The 15,825-nt window shown below is 72.8% G+C and carries 14 protein-coding genes; 8 read left to right on the forward strand and 6 right to left on the reverse strand.

Annotation, left to right across the window (positions count from 1 at the left end; translation table 11 throughout):
* Nucleotides 1–60: 60 nt before the first annotated feature.
* The gene (locus tag OHB04_RS08570; RefSeq protein ID WP_326687057.1) at nt 61–1,887 is read left to right on the forward strand and encodes an AMP-dependent synthetase/ligase; all 1,827 of its coding nucleotides are present in this window, start codon (nt 61–63) and stop codon (nt 1,885–1,887) included.
* Between the two features lie 144 nt (nt 1,888–2,031).
* The gene (locus tag OHB04_RS08575; RefSeq protein WP_326687058.1) at nt 2,032–2,868 is read left to right on the forward strand and encodes an aldo/keto reductase; all 837 of its coding nucleotides are present in this window, start codon (nt 2,032–2,034) and stop codon (nt 2,866–2,868) included.
* Nucleotides 2,869–3,038: 170 nt separating this feature from the next.
* On the opposite strand, the gene OHB04_RS08580 is transcribed toward OHB04_RS08575, so the two are convergent.
* Nucleotides 3,039–3,344, reverse strand: a complete 306-nt coding sequence (locus OHB04_RS08580; protein ID WP_326687059.1) for a 4a-hydroxytetrahydrobiopterin dehydratase — start codon at nt 3,342–3,344, stop codon at nt 3,039–3,041.
* 128 nt (nt 3,345–3,472) lie between these two features.
* Between OHB04_RS08580 and OHB04_RS08585 the strand changes: the two genes are divergently transcribed.
* The 3 genes from OHB04_RS08585 to OHB04_RS08595 all read left to right on the forward strand — a co-directional run bounded on the left by OHB04_RS08585 (nt 3,473) and on the right by OHB04_RS08595 (nt 5,995).
* Nucleotides 3,473–4,276: a helix-turn-helix domain-containing protein gene (locus tag OHB04_RS08585; protein ID WP_326807212.1), complete on the forward strand. Its 804-nt coding sequence runs from the start codon at nt 3,473–3,475 to the stop codon at nt 4,274–4,276.
* Nucleotides 4,277–4,335: 59 nt separating this feature from the next.
* On the forward strand, nt 4,336–4,644 hold the full coding sequence (locus OHB04_RS08590) for a YrhK family protein (protein ID WP_326687061.1): 309 nt from the start codon (nt 4,336–4,338) through the stop codon (nt 4,642–4,644).
* A gap of 154 nt (nt 4,645–4,798) precedes the next feature.
* Nucleotides 4,799–5,995 carry a fatty acid desaturase family protein gene (locus OHB04_RS08595; RefSeq protein ID WP_326807213.1) on the forward strand — a complete coding sequence of 399 codons (1,197 nt, stop codon included), beginning with the start codon at nt 4,799–4,801 and terminating at the stop codon, nt 5,993–5,995.
* 19 nt (nt 5,996–6,014) lie between these two features.
* Here OHB04_RS08595 and OHB04_RS08600 read toward each other — a convergent pair whose 3' ends face one another.
* Nucleotides 6,015–8,060 (reverse strand): alkaline phosphatase family protein, encoded by a 2,046-nt coding sequence (locus OHB04_RS08600; protein ID WP_442815082.1) that lies wholly within the window; start codon nt 8,058–8,060, stop codon nt 6,015–6,017.
* A 319-nt stretch (nt 8,061–8,379) separates the two neighbouring features.
* Between OHB04_RS08600 and OHB04_RS08605 the strand changes: the two genes are divergently transcribed.
* Both OHB04_RS08605 and OHB04_RS08610 read left to right on the forward strand, forming a co-directional pair.
* Nucleotides 8,380–9,156: an MBL fold metallo-hydrolase gene (locus OHB04_RS08605; RefSeq protein ID WP_326687063.1), complete on the forward strand. Its 777-nt coding sequence runs from the start codon at nt 8,380–8,382 to the stop codon at nt 9,154–9,156.
* Nucleotides 9,157–9,185: 29 nt separating this feature from the next.
* Complete coding sequence (locus OHB04_RS08610) at nt 9,186–9,815, forward strand: DedA family protein (protein WP_326692639.1); 630 nt, start codon at nt 9,186–9,188, stop codon at nt 9,813–9,815.
* 79 nt (nt 9,816–9,894) lie between these two features.
* On the opposite strand, the gene OHB04_RS08615 is transcribed toward OHB04_RS08610, so the two are convergent.
* From OHB04_RS08615 to OHB04_RS08625, 3 genes are all read right to left on the reverse strand, one after another.
* Complete coding sequence (locus tag OHB04_RS08615) at nt 9,895–11,208, reverse strand: MBL fold metallo-hydrolase (protein ID WP_326807214.1); 1,314 nt, start codon at nt 11,206–11,208, stop codon at nt 9,895–9,897.
* Nucleotides 11,209–12,399 carry an aminotransferase class I/II-fold pyridoxal phosphate-dependent enzyme gene (locus OHB04_RS08620; RefSeq protein ID WP_405806187.1) on the reverse strand — a complete coding sequence of 397 codons (1,191 nt, stop codon included), beginning with the start codon at nt 12,397–12,399 and terminating at the stop codon, nt 11,209–11,211.
* 105 nt (nt 12,400–12,504) lie between these two features.
* On the reverse strand, nt 12,505–13,281 hold the full coding sequence (locus OHB04_RS08625) for a GAF and ANTAR domain-containing protein (RefSeq protein WP_326687066.1): 777 nt from the start codon (nt 13,279–13,281) through the stop codon (nt 12,505–12,507).
* 124 nt (nt 13,282–13,405) lie between these two features.
* Here OHB04_RS08625 and OHB04_RS08630 point away from each other — a divergent pair, with 124 nt between their 5' ends.
* Nucleotides 13,406–14,674 carry a PAS domain-containing protein gene (locus OHB04_RS08630; protein WP_326807215.1) on the forward strand — a complete coding sequence of 423 codons (1,269 nt, stop codon included), beginning with the start codon at nt 13,406–13,408 and terminating at the stop codon, nt 14,672–14,674.
* An 82-nt stretch (nt 14,675–14,756) separates the two neighbouring features.
* Here the strand turns inward: OHB04_RS08630 and OHB04_RS08635 are convergent, their stop codons facing one another.
* Nucleotides 14,757–15,623 carry a SigB/SigF/SigG family RNA polymerase sigma factor gene (locus OHB04_RS08635; protein WP_326687069.1) on the reverse strand — a complete coding sequence of 289 codons (867 nt, stop codon included), beginning with the start codon at nt 15,621–15,623 and terminating at the stop codon, nt 14,757–14,759.
* Between the last annotated feature and the right edge of the window lie 202 nt (nt 15,624–15,825).

Here is a 15,825-nt window from a genome sequence, read left to right on the forward strand (position 1 = left end):
ATCGGATACGGTCACTCGCGCTGTGTCACGCAGCGTCCTGTACGTCGAGGAGCAAAGGCTTTGCGCGAGTTCACCGTCCCCGCACTGGCGACGGAGCCCCAGGTTGGCGGGCTGGCCGACGTCGTGTTCGAGTATGCCGACGAGAGCCCGGCGCTGGCTGTGCTGGCACGCAAGGACGAGCGCGGCGAGTGGCAGGACGTGAGCGCCGCCCAGTTCCGCGACGAGGTCGTCGCGCTCGCGAAGGGCTTGCTGGCCGAAGGCGTCCGTTTCGGGGACCGCGTCGCGTTGATGTCGCGTACGCGCTACGAGTGGACGCTCCTGGACTTCGCGCTGTGGGCGATCGGCGCGCAGTCCGTACCGGTCTACCCCACCTCCTCGGCCGAGCAGGTCGCGTGGATGCTGCACGACGCCGAGGTGTCGGCCGCGATCGTCGAGCACGAGGACCACGCGATGACGGTCGGCTCGGTCATCGACGGGCTGCCCCGGCTCAAGCGGCTGTGGCAGCTCAACTCCGGCGCCCTCGCCGAGCTGACAGCCGCCGGGGCCCACATCGAGGACGAGGTCGTCCACCGCCACCGGCTGGCGCTCACCCCCGACACCGTCGCCACGGTCATCTACACCTCGGGCACCACGGGCCGTCCCAAAGGCTGCGTGATCACCCATGCCAATTTCATGGCCGAGGCCGACAACATCGTGGCCCGCTACGACCAGGTCTTCAACGCCAAGTCCGGCGAACAAGGCTCGCTGCTGCTGTTCTTGCCGCTCGCGCACGTCTTCGGCCGGATGGTGGAGATCGCGGCCCTGCGCGGCAGGGTCAAGCTGGGCCACCAGCCGGACATGTCGGCGCGGGCGCTGATGCCCGACCTGAAGAGCTTCCGGCCCACCTTCGTCCAGGCCGTGCCGCACCTGTTCGAGAAGATCTTCCGCGGCGCCCGCCGCAAGGCCGAGGCGGAGGGCCGGCTCGGCCCCTTCGACAAGGCCGTCGATCTCGCGATCCGGTATGCGGAGGCCACCGAGCGCAAGGCGTTCGGCACCGGTCCTGGCCCCGGCCCCTCGCTGCGCGTGCAGCACCAGGTCTACGACCGGCTCGTCTACACCAAGCTGCGCGAGGCCATGGGCGGCAGGTGCCGCTACGCCATGTCCGGCGGCTCCGCCATGGAGCGGCGGCTCGGGCTGTTCTTCGACGGCGCTGGGATGCGGATCTTCGAGGGCTACGGCCTCACCGAGTCCACGGCCGCTGCCGTGGCCAACCCGCCCGAGCGGCCCCGCTTCGGCACGGTGGGGCAGCCGGTGCCCGGCACGAGCGTGCGGATCGCCGAGGACGGGGAGATCCTGCTGCACGGCGGCCAGATCTTCGACGGCTATCTGAACAACCCCCGCGCCTCCCAGGAGTCCCTGCGCGAGGGCTGGCTGACCACCGGCGACCTGGGCTCGCTGGATGACGACGGCTATCTGACGATCACAGGGCGCAAGAAGGAAATCCTGGTCACCTCCGGCGGCAAGAGCGTCTCCCCCGGTCCGCTGGAGGACCGCGTACGCGAGCACCCGCTGGTCGGGCAGTGCATCGTGCTGGGCAACGACAGGCCCTACGTCTCCGCGCTGCTCACCCTCGACCAGGACTCGGTGCAGCACTGGCTCACGATGCGCGACAAGCCGGAGATGCGGGCGTCGGACCTGTTGCAGGACGCCGATCTGGAGACCGAGATGCGGCGCGCCGTGGTCGCGGCGAACACCCAGGTCTCCCAGGCCGAGTCGATCCGCACTTTCCGTATCCTGGCCGCGCCGTTCACCGAGGAGCAGGGGCTGCTGACGCCCTCGCTGAAGCTGAAGCGGGCGGCGATCGAGAGCGCGTACGCCGCCGAGATCGAGGCCCTGTACCGTGGCTGATCAGCGGATATACCACGGCTGCACAGCGTGTGCCGAGCGCCCTGAGCGGGCACTTCCGGCGTCGGGCGAGGAACAGACGCCCGGCGCCGCACGTTCATCAGGGTGGAAGAAATCCCACGAGACGAACGAATGAGGACCCACCGCGTGAGCAACGTTCCCACCATCACGCTCAACAACGGCGTCACGATGCCGCAGCTTGGCTTCGGCGTCTGGCAGGTGCCGGACGACGAGGCGGCGTCGGCGGTGACCACGGCGCTGGAGTCCGGCTACCGCAGCATCGACACCGCGGCCATCTACAAGAACGAGGAGGGCGTGGGCCGTGCCCTCGCCGCCACGGACGTGCCGCGCGACGAGCTGTTCATCACCACCAAGCTGTGGAACGCCGAGCAGGGCTACGACACGACCCTGCGCGCCTTCGACGCCTCGCTGGCCAAGCTCGGCCTGGACCAGGTCGACCTGTACCTCATCCACTGGCCGATGCCGGATGTCGACAAGTACGAGGACACCTGGCGCGCGTTCGAGAAGATCTACGCCGACGGCCGCAGCCGCGCCATCGGCGTCTCGAACTTCCAGCCCACGCACCTCAACCGGCTGATAGAGCAGGGCGGCACCGTCCCGGCGCTCAACCAGATCGAGCTGCACCCCTCGCTCCAGCAGCCGGTGCCCCGCGCCTTCCACGCCGACCACAACATCGCCACCGAAGCCTGGTCGCCGCTGGGTCAGGGCGGCGACCTGCTCAAGGAGCCCCGGCTCACCGAGATCGCCGGGCGGCACGGCAAGACCGTCGCCCAGGTCGTGCTGCGCTGGCACCTCCAGCTGGGCAACGTGGTGATCCCCAAGTCGGTCACCCCGTCCCGCATCCGCGAGAACATCGACGTGTTCGACTTCGAGCTGAGCGCCGAGGACATGGCGTCCGTCGCCGAGCTCAACACCGACACCCGGCTCGGCGAGCACCCCGACACGAACAACTGGCAGGGCTGACCGCCCACGCGGCAGCGCCAGGGGGCGTCAGGTGCGGTTCGGGAGCGCCCCGAAGGGGCGCGGGGCCGTGTCATATGCGGCTCCGCCGCGCGGGCGCGACAAGCCACGACGCAGTCGCAGCCGAACGACTGGCTCTCTCAGCACTTCTGGCGGAGCGTCCAGCGGAACGCTCAGCTCGCCCCGTGGCCCGGCGCGATCTCCTCGATCCGCCGGGCCAGCGCGATGTCCAGCTCGGTGACCCGGCCCCCGACGCTGTGCGTGTTCACCGTGACCGCCAGCGTGTTGTAGCTGAGGGTCATGTCCGAGTGGTGGTTCAGCTCCTCCTGGATCGCGGCGATGTGGATGACCATCGCGGCGGCCGGCAGGTGCTTGTCGAAGCTGTAGGTGCGCGAGACGCTGTCGCCGTCGGTCTTCCAGTGCGGAAGTCCGGCCAGCGCCTGTTCGGTCTCCTCGGGAGTCAGCGGCTGCGGCGCCATGGGGATGGTCCCTTCTGTTCGGCTGTGCCGTTCGACTGTGGTCCGCCGGCTGTTCCTGCCCGGCCACCGGGGCCGTGCGACGGTCCTGGGGCCCAGCGTGCCACGCCCCTTCGGTTACCGTCGGGTCCATGACCACTTCGCCGGACGGGCCCGCCATCGGTCCCCTGCTGCGGGACCGGCGGGAGCGCGCCGGGCTCAGCCAGCTCGAACTGGCGCTGCGCGCCGACTCCTCCGCGCGCCACATCAGCTTCATCGAGACCGGCCGCACGGCACCCAGCCGGGAGATGGTGCTCAAGCTCGCCGCGACCCTCGACGTCCCGGTACGCGAGCGCAACGCGCTGCTGGTGTCCGCCGGCTTCGCGCCGGCCTTCCCCTCGACCCCGCTGGACGACCCGGCGCTGGCCGGTATCCGTACGGCGCTGGAGCGGATGACCGCCGCGTACGAGCCGTATCCCGCGCTCGTCCTCGACGGCCGGTACCAGGTGGTGGCCGCCAACCAGGGCCTGGCCGCCCTGCTGGAGGGGGTGGCCCCGCACCTTCTGGAGCCCCCGCTGAACGCGATGCGCGTCACCCTGCACCCCGAGGGCCTGGCGCCCCGCATCCGCAACCTGCCCGAATGGCGCGGCCACCTGCTCGACCAGATGAACCGTCAGCTGGCCCTCCAGCGTTCGGCCCCGCTGCGCGAGCTGTACGAAGAAGTCGCCGCCTACCCGGTACCCGGCCTCCCCGACGGCTCCGGCGCTCCCCCGTCCGAGCCCGAGGAAGCCCGCTTCGCCCTGCCCCTGGTCATCGAGCACCAGGGCCAGACCCTCTCGTTCCTCTCCACCATCGCCACCTTCAACACGCCCCTGGACGTCACGGTCTCCGAGCTGGCGGTGGAGACCCTCCTCCCCGCCGACCCGGCGACGGCGAAGGCCCTCCACCGCGCCTGACTCCCCCACCGGCCCGGCCTCGGGCCGGCGGGACGGGTACTGGGCTAGCGTCGGGTCCCGTGTCCGAGACTCCTCCGCCCGGCGGTCAGGACCGCCGGCTGACCCTCCGCATCGGCAAGGACGAGCTGATCGTCAGCCAGCGCTACGAAGCGGTCAGCATCATCAACGACATCCTGATCGGCGTCTGGTTCCTCGCGGGCAGCGTCATGTTCTTCGCACCGGACTGGACCCGCACCGGTACCTGGTGCTTCGTCTTCGGCAGCGTGGAGCTGCTGGTCCGGCCCGTCATCCGGTTCTTCCGGCAGTTCCACCTCCAGAGCCTGCGCGGCGTCACCCCCGTCGCGACCGCCTCCGACCAGGACTACTGAGCCGCCCCTTACGGGGCATTCCGGGGCCCCGAATCCGGAATGCGCCTGGCTGGGGGTGTACCTAGGTACACCCCTCCTGGGGACCTAGGACCCCTGTTCCACTGGCGTGCTGCACGGCTGTCAAGACCCCCCGAGCTGCCGGGAGCCTTAACGTATGACGACAGCGACCGAGGCACCGCCAGGGCGTACCGCACGAGGCGCCTCCTCCCGCACGCCCGGGGGCGGCCCCCAGGGCAGCGACTTCTCCCGGCTCTCCCGCAGGATCACCGAGGCGGGCCTGATGGCTCGCAAGCCGGTCTACTACGCCATACGGCTCACGCTGGTGGGCCTGGCGTTCATCGCGGGCTGGGTGGCCCTCTTCACCATCGGCGCCTCGTGGTGGCAGCTCGCCGTCGCCGTGTACATGGGAGTGATCTACGGCCAGATGGCCCTGGTCGCCCACGACCTCGCCCACCGCCAGGTCTTCCGCGGCCGGCGCGCCAGCGAGTGGTTCGGCCGCGCCGTGGGGAACGCCGGCATCGGGATGTCGTACGGCTGGTGGATGAACAAGCACACCCGCCACCACGCCAACCCCAACCACGAGGACCTCGACCCCGACGTGGCGCCCGACATCCTGGTCTGGTCGCGCGAGCAGGCGGCCGAGTCCCGGGGGCTGCCGCGCTTCATCGGCCGCCACCAGGCCGCGCTCTTCTTCCCGCTGCTGACGCTGGAGGGCTTCAACCTCCACGTGTCGAGCTTCCGGGCGCTGCGCGAGCCGCACCTGAAGCGCAAGTGGCTGGAGGGCGGGCTGCTGTTCCTGCACACCGGTGCCTACCTCGCCGCGCTGTTCACGGTGCTGCCCGTCGGCATGGCCTTCGCCGTGCTGTTCCTGCACCACGCTGTCTTCGGCGTCTACCTCGGCAGCATCTTCGCGCCCAACCACAAGGGCATGCCCACGCTGCGCGGCGACGAGCGGCCGGACTTCCTGCGCCGTCAGGTGCTCACCTCCCGCAATGTGCGCGGCGGCCTGTTCACCGACATCGCGCTCGGCGGCCTCAACTACCAGATCGAGCACCACCTCTTCCCGAGCATGCCCTCCCCGCACCTGCGCAAGGCCCAGCCGATCGTCCGCGACTACTGCGCCGAGCTGGGCATCTCGTACCACGAGACCGGCCTGATCGCCTCGTGGGGCGAAGCGCTCCAGCACCTGAAGGACGTGGGAGAGCCGATCCGCGACGGCGTCGTACTCGACTCCGAAACCGTTCCCGGGCCCAGGTCCGAGTCGGAGCCGGAGTCGCAGTCGGACTCCGAGTCCCCGAGCGAGGGGTCCACGGGCGCTGTGCACAGCCTCGTCAAGACACCCACCGCGTGAGCGCCGCCTGAGCGGCCGGTCAGCCTCGGTGCGCGGCGGGCAAGGGCTCCGCCGCGCCCGGCACGTCCCCTCCCGAGGGGGCGAGCCCTGTGCGGCCGTGCGGCTCGGCGGACTCCGCCAGCCAGCGCCTCAGCACCCGGTGCACGGCCTGCGCACCCACCAGCTCGGCCCCCGGCTCGACCGGGGGTGACAGCTCCAGCGGGGACAGCAGGAAGGCGTGGCTCTGCTCGCCGCCCAGCCCCCCGTGCGAGCCCACCTGCTCCTCGAAGGCGTGCACGGCCCCGGTGACGGGGTCGACCGAGGAGTTGACCATGATGTCCGCGGCGTGCGGAAAGCGCGCCGTGCGCAGTACGGCCCCGGCGGCGCCGGGGCCCAGTCCTTCCAGCGGATCGCCCGGCCCGACGATCTCGCCGGTCTCCAGCCGGTGCTCGGCGCCGCCCCCGCCCAGCACCACGGGACCGTGCTCCTCGCTCTCCACCAGCACGAAGCCGATGCCCCGGTGCTCGGCCAGCGTCCGCAGCAGCGCGGGCCTGAGCTGGTCGATCCGCTCGCGGGTCAGCCGCCCCAGTACGTCGGGGAAGGAGATCAGGCCCAGATTTCCCGAGGCCAGCACCACGGGGCCGGTGTTCCGGCCCGGCTTGCGCGGCGGCTCCAGGCCCCCGTCCTCGGGACGGTGCAGCGCGGCACGCGCCGCGGCCCGCGCCTCCGAGCCGCTGGGCGTACGCCCGGCGCTGCGCGGCACCTGAAGCCCGCTGCCCGCGCGTACCAGCTCATCCAGCGTGAGCCCGTACGCCTCCTCGAAGGTCTCGCCTTGGCTCTGCCCGTGGTCCGAGAGCAGCACCAGCCGGTAGGGGCGCGGCGCGCGCTCGGCGACCTTGGCGATCAGCGCGACGGACCGGTCCAGACGGCGCAGCACCTGGCGGGTGTCGCGCCCGCGCGGCCCCGAGTGGTGCGCCACCTCGTCGTAGCCGACCAGATCGGCGTAGACGGCGGTGCGGCAGCTGAGCATGTCGCCCAGCACCGCGGCCACGACCACGTCCCGCTCGACGACCGTGGCGAACGCCCGGATGAGGGGATACAGCCCGCCCCTGCCCACGCGCGGGCGCTCCCGGCGCAGCAGCGCGCGCGTCGACTGGACCGTCTCGCGGACCACCTCGGCGACGAAGGAGACGGCGGTACGGGTCGCGTTGGCCGGGTCGGAGAAGTACGCGAAGTATCCGGCACGCGAGCGGGTCTCCTTGCCGCGCCGGGCGGCCACCGAGAGGACCAGCGCGACCTGCCAGGCGCCGCCGGTGAACAGGTTGCCCCTGCTGGCGCCGTCCTGCGCGAGCAGGCCCTGGTTCCCCGTGCGCTCGACCGCCCGGCGCTGGAGCTCGGCCGCGCTGGTCGGCCGGTTGCTGACGACGACCTCGCCGCTCTCCTTCTCGTACCAGCGGAAGGCGGGCACGTCCTCGTTGGTGCCGTGCAGGATGCCCAGCTGGCTGGCGCCGGTCTGGCTGGACCAGTCGGTGCGCCATCGGGTGAGCCGGTGGGTACGCCCGCACAGCGCGGCGACGGCGGGCATCAGCGGCTTGCCGCCCGCGGGTGCCTCCAGGGCCTCCCTCAGCACGGCGTGGCCGAGCCCGTCGAGCTGGAGGAAGACGGTGCCGGGAGTGGTGGGCGGTGCGCCGCCGCCCTCCCTGCGGCGCCGGCGGCCCGCGATGCGAGCGAGCCGGCGCCGGTAGGCGCCGTCGTCCCGTACGGCCAGGAACGCGTTGGTCGCCGAGGAGGCGGCCGACATCGCCGCGGCCACGACCACCGCCATCGTGGCGTCGGTGCTGCCCCGCCCGTAGGGCACGAGGGAGAGGGCGAGCCACAGCAGGGAGCCGTTGAGGAAGAAGACGAGCATCCCGAGCACCAGCGCGGGCACCAGCAGGAAGGCCCGCACCAGGACCGGCCACACCAGCGCGCTCAGCAGCCCGAAGGCCCCGGCGCCGACCGCCGCCGTGATGCCGATCACGGTGGCGCTGTCGCCGCTGGCGGACTGGAGGCGGAAGTCGGGCAGCACCGCGGCCAGGACGAGCATCGTCGCGGTGCTCACCAGCCAGACGGCGCCGATCCGCAGCAGGGCCGCGCCCAGCCTGCGCCAGACGAACGGCGGCCTGCGCCAGGCGAACCTCGGTCTGCGCCAGGCGAACGTCGGGATGCGCACGCGGTCGGTCACCTCCTCACGGCCAGTGGGACATCGTCCACTTTTTCATAGTCCGGTACCCGCATCAGCGGGCGCTCGAGAGCGGAGGCGGCGGCACGTGTGCGCCGCGCACGCTTAGGCTCGTAGGTGTCCACGCAGACGCCCGCGCGAGCCCGGCGCCTGTCAGGCTCTGGGGAGTGCGGGAGGAACGCGCGTGCCGGTCGAGGTCACCTGGTGGGGACACGCCACGGCCACCGTGCGGGACTCGGGGGTGGCGGTGCTCACCGATCCGCTGCTGGTGCGCCGTCTCGCGCATCTGCGCCGCAGGCGCGGCGCGCTGCCGCCGCTCCGGGCCACGCTCGCCGACGTGGTGCTCATCTCCCATCTGCACGCGGACCACCTGCACCTGGGCTCCCTCGCCCGGCTTGCTGCGGGCACCCGGGTGGTGCTGCCGCGCGGTGCCGTGCGCGCCGTGCCGGGGCTGCGCCGGCTGGCGCCGCCGCTGGACCTGGTGGAGGTCGGGCCCGGCGACGAGGTGGCGGTGGGCCCGGTGACGGTACGCGCGGTGCCCGCCGCGCACGACGGGCGGCGGCTGCCGGTGGGACGGCACGCCGCGCCCGCGCTGGGGTACGTCGTCGAGGGTGAGGCCCGCACCTACTTCGCCGGGGACACCGGGCTGTTCGACGGGATGGCCGAGGCCGTCGGGCGGGTGGACACGGCCCTGCTGCCGGTCGGCGGCTGGGGCCCCTTCCTGGGCGAGGGCCATCTGGACCCGGGGCGGGCCGCCGAGGCGCTGGCTCGGCTGCGTCCGCACAGCGCCGTGCCCGTGCACTACGGCACGTACTGGCCGGTCGGGATGGACGCGGTCCGGCCGCACGAATTCCACTCCCCGGGCGCCGAGTTCGTCCGCCTCGCGGCACGGTCCGCACCGGAGGTCGAGGTGCACCTGCTCGGACACGGCGAGAGCGTGCGGCTGGAGGCTGCCAAGTGAGCGGAGCGCTCGCGGGCGGTCTGGGCGCGGTGGTCGGGGCGCTGTCCGACGCGGTGGTGAGGCCCCCCGAGGCCACGCAGCAGGCGGTGGGCTATCCGTCGTTGTTCCTCCTGGTGGTGCTGGGCTCGCTGGTGCCTGTGGTGCCGACGGGGGCCCTGGTGAGCGGGGCCGCGGTCGTGGCACTCCATCAGAGCCTGCCGGTCTTCTCACTGCTGACGGTCTTCGGCGTCGCCTCGTTCGCCGCCTTCCTCGGGGACATCGGGCTGTACTGGCTGGGCAAGCGCGGGGTCGGCTCGAAGAACGGCTCTCGCTGGCTGGCCCAGCTGCGCGAGCGCGCGGCGCCGGAGCGGCTGGCGCAGGCCGACAGCAAGCTGCGCGAGCACGGGGTGGCGGTGCTGGTCGTCTCCCGGCTGGTGCCGGCCGGACGGATTCCGGTGATGCTGGCCTGCCTGCTGGCGCGCACCCCGCTGCGGGAGTTCGCCCGCGGTGACATCTTCGCCTGCCTGGCGTGGGCCGTGGTCTACCAGCTGATCGGCGTCGCCGGCGGCGCGCTCTTCCCGAGCCCCTGGGAGGGGATCGCGGCTGCGGTGGGGCTCACGCTGCTGATCAGCGCGGCCCCCTCGCTCTGGCGCCGGATCCGCCCGCCGCGCCCGTCCTGAGAGGCTGAGCCGATCCGATCCCGTGCCGATCCGGCCCTGAGCCGATCCGGTCCTGAGCCGATCCGGCCCCGTGCCGTGCTCACCGCGTGGCCCGCTCCAGGACGCGGGACGCGCCCACCGGGAGGTCCCACAGATCCTCGCGGTCGCGCCCGGCCTCGCGCCAGGCAGCCCGTACGCGGATCAGCGGCTCCAGCGGCGGCTCGCCCGACAGCAGGAACGTGGACCAGTGCATCGGCGCCATCCTGCGCGCGCCCAGATCCCGGCAGGCGAGCACGGCCTCCTCGGGGTCGGTGTGCACGGGCCGCAGCATCCAGCGCGGGTCATAGGCCCCGATGGGCAACATCGCCAGGTCGATGCCGGGATAGCGGCGGCCGATCTCGGTGAACCAGTGTCCGTATCCCGTGTCACCGGCGAAGTAGAGGCGCTGATCGTGCTGGTCGGTCAGCACCCAGCCGCCCCACAGCGAGCGGCAGGTGTCGGTGAGGGTGCGCTTGGACCAGTGGTGCGAGGGGACGAAGTCGAACCGCACCCGGGCCCCTCGCCGCGAGCCACCGTCGTCCCCCGGGGTGTCACCGGAACCGGGGGTGTCACCGGAACCGGAGGTGCCGCTGGGCGCGGGCAGTTCGGCGCCCTCCCACCAGTCCAGCTCCGTGACGACGGTGAAGCCGCGTCTGCGACACCACTCCCCCATACCGGCGGGCACGAACAGCGGGGTGCCGCGCGGGAGTCTGCGCAAGGTGGGCAGGTCGAGGTGGTCGTAGTGGTTGTGCGAGATGACCACGGCGTCGATGACGGGCAGGTCCTGCCAGGCGACACCGACGGGGGTGACCCGGGCGGGGGTGCCCAGGATCTTCCGCGACCAGACGGGGTCGGTCAGCACCGTCAGGCCCCCGATCCGCACCACCCAGCTGGCGTGCCCGGCCCAGGTGACCGCGAGGGTGTCGGGCGCGGGGTCGGGCATGGGACCGGGGGCGAACGGGAGTTTGGGGATCTCGTCGGCCAGCGTGTCGGCCATGGGCCGCATGGCGCCTTCCCTGGCGAGCCGGGCCATCGCGCGGACCCCGGGCAGCGGCGCGGTGAGCCGGTCGGCGAACGAACGCGGCCACATGCGCCGCGCCCCCACCGGCCGGGGCGGCGAGAGAGCGGTACGCGGAGGCGCGAGGGCCACATCGACGGGGCCGGGCCCGCCCGCCGCGGCCCCAACTCCCGCCCCGGCGGAGCAGGAACGGGCCGGGGAGGGCGCGGACGGCGCGGACGATGAGGGCGCAGACGGCGGCGCCGTGGACGGTACCGAGGGCTCGGGGGACGGTGATGTCTGCGACGTGGGCGACGAAGGGGACACTGAGGCTGAGGTGGAAGGGCGCTCGGGGCGCTGCCCGGTCCGTTCGGTCATCTACTGAGGGCTCCCATCCGTGAGATCGGCCAGCACCGACTGCACCTGTGCCAACGCCTCGCCCGCACCCGGCAATTCCAGCGGGTCCAGACCGGCGGGCACCTCAGACCGTCCCACACCCGCCGCGTGACCTGCCGGGCGGGCCCACCCGGCGCCGGTGAGCGCATCGGCCAGCACGTCCGTCGTCAGCCGTACCCGCAGCTCGCCCGGCTCCTCCCCGAAGCGGTGCCCGCCCAGTGCGTACGGGCCCAGGCGGCGCACCAGCTCGGCCTCAAGACCCGCAGCGTCCGTGATGCCGCGGGCGGCGAGGAGCGGCCGGAGCTGGTCGAAGTCCGCGTAGAGCTGGCGTCCCAGATGCGGCGGGCGGCACACGGCGCCCGCCGCGGTGACGGCACGGTGCAGCGCGAGGGCGAAGGCTCCGTGCAGCCGGGCGGCGGCGCCACGGCGGGCCAGCAGCGGCTCCGGCTCGGTCAGCGCCTCGGCCGCGGCGGCGCAGACCGGGTCCGACACCTCGGTGTGCAGTGCCGTCAGCACCTCAGCCACTCCCTCGCCCAGAGCCCGGCCCCGGCCGCCGCTCGGGAAACGGGCGATCCCCGCGTGCAGGCCTGGGGGCAGCAGCGCGGGCCCGAGCCCGGTGAGCACCACGACGGACTCGGCCCGCTCACCGGTGAACATCTCGGCGGGGCTGACGATCACGGTGTCGTGGGGGTCGTGGGACGTATCGCGCCAGGACTCGTCGCTGACGAGGAGAAGGCCCTCGTTCGTAGCGGCCTCGCCCACCTCGTGCAGCAGCTCGGGAGGCGCCGCTGTGCCGGTGACGTCGTCCGCGACGGACAGGACCAGCAGCCGGGGCTCATCACCCTCCTCCCTGGCCCGCCGCACCGTCTCCAGCAGCGCGAAGGGGTCGGGTACGCCGCCGCACTCGACGGGGACGGGCACGGTCCGCGCGGAGTGGCCCAGCAGCCGGGCCTGCGGGGGGTACCAGGCCGAGCAGGGGTGCGGGAGCAGCACGCTGCCGGCCCTGCGCCCCCCGCCGTCGGCGGCGGCCAGGACGGCGAGCAGCAGGAGGGAGACGCTGGGGGCGACGGCGACCTGGGAGGGCTGGGTCGGCATCCCGCGCCGCTGCCAGTATCCGCACGCCGCCTCACGGACAGCGGCGGCAGCGTCGGGTCCCTGGTCGGTGCGCCGCATCCGTCCCCGCCTTCTCCTGGGGCCTGCCTGCCCATACATCAGACAACCTGTATCTCGTACACCTTGGCAGAAGGCAGTGACAGCGGCAGTGGCGACACGTGCGGCCTATGGCGTTCGACCGAGCCGGCGCAACTCGTCCTCCACGCCTCGTCCGCGCGTGCGCACGACGGCCTCGGCGAGGTCGTGGAGCTTGCGGTTGCTGTGCTGGGAGAGGCGGCGGAGCAGGGAGAACGCCTCGTCGGCCGAGCATCCGGTCAAAGCCATGATGATGCCGCAGGCGCGGTCGACCACCGGCCGGGAGCGCAGCGCGGTATCGAGCTGTTCGACCTCTTCCAGCGCGGCCCGGTAGCGCACGTCCCGCACCAGGACGGAGGCCGCGAGGTCGCCGAGCAGCGCGGTGCTGGCGCGCACCTCCTCGTCCATGCGGTAGGGGCGGAAGGAGCAGACGGTCAGCGTGAGGACCATCCCGTCGCGCCGGTAGGGAAGGGTGGTGCTGGAGCGCAGCCCGGCCGCCAGGGCTCTGGCCCGGTAGGCCTCCCAGCGCTCGGCGTAGAGGAGGTCCTCGCCGCCGGCGGGGCGGCCGGTCTCCAGCGCGGTGGGTATGGGGCCCTCGCCGCACTCCCGTTGCACGGACACGAGCGCTGCCAGGTCGGGGTGGGTGACGGCGACCGGTGGCTCTCCGGGGGCCGGGGGCTCCTCGGCTCCGGCGTCGGAGAAGGTGGCGATGGCACCGCAGCAGTCGGGGCTGAAATGGGCGGCGCGCTCGGCGAGGTCGGCGAGGCTGCGTCCCAGGGACGCGTCTCCTGGCGGCCGTTCGCCGGGCTCCAGGGGCGGCCGGTCGGTTCCGGAGTGCGCAGCGGGAGCGTGCGGGGAGGTACCCATAGCGGCACGGCTGCCCAGCCCGGGAGATCAGAAAACGGACGTATATACCAACCCCAGCCACGATTCTTCGGGGAAACCACCCAGAGGGGATCGGGGGTCACCCTGTGCGGCTAAGTTATGCACCATGACCGGGGTGAATGAGTTCGGTACCGAACTCGCAGATTTCCGTCGGCGTGTCGGCGAGCTGAAGTCCGCACGTGCCCTGCCGGACACCGAGTCGCAGTCGACGCTCGACGCCGCGTTGTTCGAACTCCAGCACGCCGCCGACGTGCTGTGGCCCCGGTACGAGGAACTGATCGCGGCAGGTCGCAGGGGCACCGACCAGACCGATGGCCGGGAGCCGCAGGTGCTGCGCGCGCTCTTCCAGCGGCTTCCCGTGCCCGTGGTGCTGCTCGACCGGGACGCGGTGGTGCGCCGGATGAACACGGCCGCCTCCGAGCTGTTCGGGATCGGCGCCGGCTACGCGTCGGGGCGGTCGCTGACCGGCTCACTGGCGCACAGCGCGCGGGCGGCGTTCCGCTCGCAGGTGGCGGCCGTCGCCCGCGACGAGGGCTCCCGCAGCCTGCGGGTGCATCTGCTGCGCCCCCCGTACACCGAGGCACCCGAATCCAGGGAACTGCGGGTGACGCTCAGCACCCTGCGCACCCCCGGCTCCCAGCGCGGCGCCGTGCTGGCGGTCTTCCAGCTCGTCGCCCATACGGTGCCCAGCGTCCTGTCCTCGGGCCGGTCGGGCCACTCGGGCGGCGGGCAGACGGGTCCCGCGCCCACGCTCCCCGAGATGACGCGGCACGCCGAACTGCTGGACCTGGTGGACGACATGGCCGCCGAGCTGCTGGTCTCCGCGTCCGCCGAGGAGGCCGTCGGCCGGGCCGCCGCCGTACTGCACAGACGCTTCGCCGACTGGGTCGTGGTCGACCGGCGCTGCGTCAGCGGGATTCTGCGCCGTTCGGAAGTCCTCGCGCCGGCGGGTGCCGAGGAGATCCGCGAGGCGGTGGCGGCCCAGAACCCCGCCGAGGTCCCGGTGGTCATCGACGCGGCGGAGCGGGGCGCCGAGACGCTCCTCGTCCGCCCCGAGGACTCGGAGGCGCTGGGCAGGGACGCCATGGGCGCGCCCGTGCTCGCGCGGGCCGAGGTCAGCTCTCTGCTGTGTGTGCCGTTGGTGGCGCCGCCCGGTCCTCCCGGACGTGAGGGCAGGACGGGGCGGCGGGCCGAGGGACCGGCGCTGGGCGCGCTGACGTTGCTGCGCAGCGGCGGCAGAAACGCCATCGGACTGGCCGAGGCGGGCGTCGTGGACCGGATGGCGCGCCATCTGGCGCTGGCGCTCGACCGCTTCGAGCGGGCGGGGACGGAGACGGCGGAGTCCGTGGCCGAGGACGCGTCGGAAAGCGCCTGATGAGGGATCCGAGGGCCTGCCTGAAGGGCCATGGCCATCAGGGGCGGGTTCTCGAACGGCGCGCCTGGGCCCGGCTGCCGCGTCAGGCGGCGGCGCGGGCGTGGGTCGCCGTCCTGCGCCTGCGACCGGTGCGTGCGCTCTCGCACCCGTGGCGGCGGTCGGCCTCGACCTCGTTGTGGATGCGGCTGCACGTCCGGCTGATGAGCCGGGACACATGCATCTGTGAGATGCCGAGCTGCTCGGCGATGCGGCTTTGGGTCATGTCGCAGAAGAAGCGCATGTACAGGATGCGCCGCTCACGCTCGGACAGCTCGCGCAGCCAGGGCTTGACGGACTCGCGGTGCACGACCCGGTCGAACCCGGGCTCGGGCGCCCCGATGGTGTCGGCCAGCGAGTAGCCGTCCTCGGCCCCGGGGAGTTCGGCGTCCAGCGACAGGGTGCTGTAGCTCTCCAGTGCCTCCATGCCGACGAGCACGTCCTCCTCGGACAGCCCGCAGTGCTCGGCGATCTTCGCGACGGTGGGGCTGCGCCCGTCGGGCGAGCAGCTGAGCTCGCGCTGCCCGGCGCGTACCCGGTTGCGCAGTTCCTGCACACGGCGGGGCACGTGCAGGCCCCACAGGTGATCGCGGAAGTGCCGCTTGACCTCCCCGACGATGGTCGGCACGGCGTAGCTCTCGAACGCGCAGCCGCGCGAGACGTCGTAGCGGGCGACGGCCTTCACAAGGCCGAGGGCCGCGACCTGTTCGAGGTCTTCCAGGGACTCGCCACGGTTGCGGAAGTGCCGGGCCAGCCGCCCGGCCATCGGCATCCAGGCCCGCACGACCCGCTGCCTCAGTTCCTCTTTCTCCGGGCCGTCGGGCAGTTCGGCGATACGCCGGAATTCGCCGGAGGTGTCGGGGGCGTCGTCGTGGGGATGCCTCACGCGCTTCGTACGGGTCCGTACGGTCATCAGCTTCGCTCCCTAGCGCTGACGTGTCTGTCGGACAGTCACCGCGGGAGCTGGGCACAGGCGGGGCGGCGAGCCGGGCGAGCACAGCTCGCTCCCGCGGATGTGCCTTCATTCCGAAGCACGGGATTCCGGGTGCCCGACCTCTCCGGGGCCAAACCCGCCGCATCACGAAACGGTCAACTCCGTTGCCATGAGCCCGTGT

Origin of the sequence: Streptomyces sp. NBC_01775, assembly GCF_035917675.1 — a bacterium.
Taxonomy (GTDB): domain Bacteria; phylum Actinomycetota; class Actinomycetes; order Streptomycetales; family Streptomycetaceae; genus Streptomyces.